The organism is Zestomonas carbonaria, assembly GCF_904061905.1.
In the GTDB taxonomy this organism is placed as follows: Bacteria; Pseudomonadota; Gammaproteobacteria; order Pseudomonadales; family Pseudomonadaceae; genus Aquipseudomonas; species Aquipseudomonas carbonaria.
This window is the reverse complement of the sequence record NZ_CAJFCI010000071.1, coordinates 1-3,073: the sequence shown is the minus strand read 5'-3', so window position 1 is coordinate 3,073 and position 3,073 is coordinate 1. Positions and strand designations below refer to the sequence as shown.

At 65.9% G+C, this 3,073-nt stretch carries 3 protein-coding genes; 1 reads left to right on the top strand and 2 read right to left on the bottom strand.

What is annotated here, in order from left to right:
• Positions 1-248: 248 nt before the first annotated feature.
• A complete protein-coding gene (rmuC, locus tag PSEWESI4_RS16845; RefSeq protein WP_456243220.1) occupies positions 249-1,763 on the bottom strand; it encodes a DNA recombination protein RmuC in 1,515 nt (504 codons plus the stop codon).
• A 65-nt stretch (positions 1,764-1,828) separates the two neighbouring features.
• Complete coding sequence (locus PSEWESI4_RS16840; protein ID WP_187672569.1) at positions 1,829-2,128, bottom strand: SEL1-like repeat protein; 300 nt, start codon at positions 2,126-2,128, stop codon at positions 1,829-1,831.
• 561 nt (positions 2,129-2,689) lie between these two features.
• Here PSEWESI4_RS16840 and PSEWESI4_RS16835 point away from each other — a divergent pair.
• Positions 2,690-3,073, top strand: a 384-nt coding sequence (locus PSEWESI4_RS16835; protein ID WP_268960795.1) for a contractile injection system protein, VgrG/Pvc8 family, incomplete at its 3' end; no start/stop codon positions are given.

Genomic DNA, 3,073 nt, shown 5'->3' with positions numbered 1-3,073 from the left:
GGGTGATGGGTTCCACCCATCCTACAACCCAATCGCAAGCTGGCGGGGGAGTGAAACCCGGCACGTAGGAGCGCGCCATGCGCGCGATTCGCGGCCATGGGCCGCTCCTGCATGTCCGGCTCGCTTAGTCCGGATGATGGATTTCACCCATCCTACGTTCGCCGACGGCACGCCGCGCCGCCGAAAGGGCCCGTGAGATTCGGTGCGCACAGCACACCCTACAAAAGCGCCCTGGGCGAACGACAACCCTATGCTTTTTCGTCCAACCTTCCAGCCTCCAGCGCTTCTATCGGCTCTTCCGCTTCGTCCAGCAACGGCACCGCGGCGCGTTCGAGGAGGTCGGGGGACAGGCTTTTGCTGGCGCGGGCACCGAGCAGCTTGAGGTTTTCCACACGGCCCACTAGGTTGCCGCGGCCGTCGACCAGCTTGTTACGTGCCGAGGCATAGGCCTTGTCCAGTTGCTGGAGGCGGCTGCCCATTTCGTCCAGGTCGGCGACGAAGGCGACGAACTTGTCGTACAGCGCCCCGGCGCGCTCGGCGATTTCGCGGGCGTTCTGGCTCTGGCGTTCCTGGCGCCACAGGCTGTCGATCACCCGCAGGGTGGCCAGCAGGGTGGTCGGGCTGACGATCACGATGTTCTGCTCGTAGGCTTCGCGGAACAGTTCCGGGTCGGCCTGCAGGGCGGCGGCAAAGGCGGCTTCGATGGGTACGAAGAGCAGCACGAAGTCCAGGCTGTGCAGCCCTTCCAGGCGCTGGTAGTCCTTCACCGAGAGACCCTTCAGGTGGCTGCGCAGCGACAGCACGTGCTGTTTCAGCGCCACCTGGCGGACCTGCTCGTCCTCGGCGGCGATCAGTTGCTGGTAGGCGGTCAGGCTGACCTTGGCGTCCACCACCACCTGCTTGTCGCCCGGCAGGCGGATCAGCACGTCCGGCTGGAAACGCTCGCCGTCGCCGCCACGCAGGCTGACCTGGGTCTGGTATTCGCGGCCCTTCTCCAGGCCGGCGTGTTCCAGCACCCGTTCGAGCACCAGTTCGCCCCAGTTGCCCTGGGTCTTCTGGCCTTTCAATGCCTGGGTCAGGTTGGTCGCCTCGTCGCTCAGGCGCTGGTTGAGCAGTTGCAGGCGCTCCAGCTCCTTGCCGAGGGAGAAACGCTCGCGGGCTTCCTGCTGGTAGCTCTCCTCGACGCGCTTCTCGAACGCCTGGATACGCTCGCGCAGCGGGTCGAGCAACTGGCCGAGGCGCTGCTGGCTGGTTTCCGCGAAGCGTTGTTCGCGCTCGTCGAAGATCTTCCCGGCCAGCTCGGCGAACTGCGCGCGCAGCTCGTCGCGGGCGCCCTGCATATCGGCCAGGCGTTGCTGGTGGCTGTCCTGCTGTTCGCGCAGTTCGGCGAGCAGCGCGGCGCGCTCGGCATCCAGGCGGCGCAGTTCGGCTTCTTTCCGCTCGCGTTCGGCGGACCAGGCCTGGGCGGCTTCGCGGCTGGCGCGGCGCTCGACCTGGAGCAGGTCGGTCTCGCGGCGCAGCGCGGCCAGTTCGGCCTGCTGCGCGGCTTTCTGTTCGGTCAGTTCGGCGACTTCGTTGCGGTAGTCGTCCAGTTGCGCGCCCAGGCCGTCCTGGGCCAGTTGGGCATGGCTCAGGCGTTCTTCCAGCAGGGCCGTTTCGGTGCGCTGGCGGCCCAGTGCGCGATGCAGGTGCCAGGCCAGTCCGAGCGACGGCAGCGCCGCGATGGCCAGGCCGAGCAGGAGGTTGGGCAGATCGATGGGCATAAGAAGCTCCGCGCAAGACTGCCGGGCAGTATAACCAGCGGGAGATGGAGCGGCGGTGTCCGGCCTCAGGCCTGTTCGTAACGCCCCAGCGCCTGCCTGGCGCGCAGGTCGCCGCCACGGGCGGCCTGGCGCAGCAGTTCGAGGCCGATGCGGCGGTCGCGGGGGTTGCCGCATTCGCTGCACAGCAACTGTCCCAGGCGGCTTTGCGCGAGCACCACGCCCTCCAGCGCCGGGCGCTTGAGCAGGTTGCCGGCCACGCGCTTGACCCAGGTCGTGCGGCCCAGGGTCGGGCGATCCAGCATCCACAAGGCGAGGCGCAACGGCAAACGGGGTTCGGCGGGACGAATGGACGAGGAAAGCGACATGGACAGAGGCGCAGTGGCTACGGAGGCGCGCACTCTACTCCTTTTCCCGGCGGGGTAAAGACTTGCCAGACGCGCCGTAATCCGTTCCACACAAAACTGTCATGACAATCCACAGAAGCTGTGGATAACTCCGTGGACAACTTGGTAACAAGGATCGCCACGCCCGGTCGCTTGGGGCTTCCGGTCAAATTGGCGGTTTTTTCACCAGTGAAAAATTTCATATTTTTCATTGACTTAAAAAATCGCCACGAAGAATCAAGATGTTACGAACGACTCTGCGAGCGACTTGCCAAGACGCTTCGCGAATGTGCACAAGTTTCCTGCGGCATGGCGTCGCATGCCCCGATTGCGGGCATGCATCGTGGCAGCCATTCGCGATGCCCGGCACGGCGGGACGCCCCGGAAAAGCGCTGCACAATGGCAGTGCATGCCCCCTCCCCGGGAACCATTGAGCACCAGCACTCCCTCCCAAGCTTTCCAGATTTGTCCCATTGACCCATTTCCGCACACTCCATGAAGGTGCCGGAATCAGGAGGCTATACATCCCGCAAGGAGCCTGCGATGCCCCGCCAATCCGACCTGCGCTTCACCTTCGCGCCCGCCAGCGGCGACTTCGAGGTCGTCTCCTTCGAGCTGGACGAAGGGCTGTCCACGCCCTTCCGGTTGACCCTCGAACTCTCCAGCCGCGACCCCGCCGTGGATTTTGGCGCCATCCTCGACCGGCCCGCGCTGTTCACCCTCTGGCACGGCGAGCAGGCGGTGCGCCATGTCCATGGCCTGGTCAGCGCCTTCGCCCAGGGCGACACCGGCTTTCGCCGCACCCGCTACAGCGCCGTGGTCGAACCGGCCCTGGCCCGCGCCGAGCTGCGCTCCAACTGGCGGATCTTCCAGCAGCGCAGCGTCCCGCAGATCCTCGACAGCGTCCTTCGCGCCCAGGGCATCAAC

What these genes read in the sequence shown, in the direction of transcription:
- PSEWESI4_RS16840 (WP_187672569.1), bottom strand. Translation starts at nt 2,128, where the DNA reads ATGTCGCTTTCCTCGTCCATTCGTCCCGCCGAACCCCGTTTGCCGTTG.
- rmuC (WP_456243220.1), bottom strand. Translation starts at nt 1,763, where the DNA reads ATGCCCATCGATCTGCCCAACCTCCTGCTCGGCCTGGCCATCGCGGCG.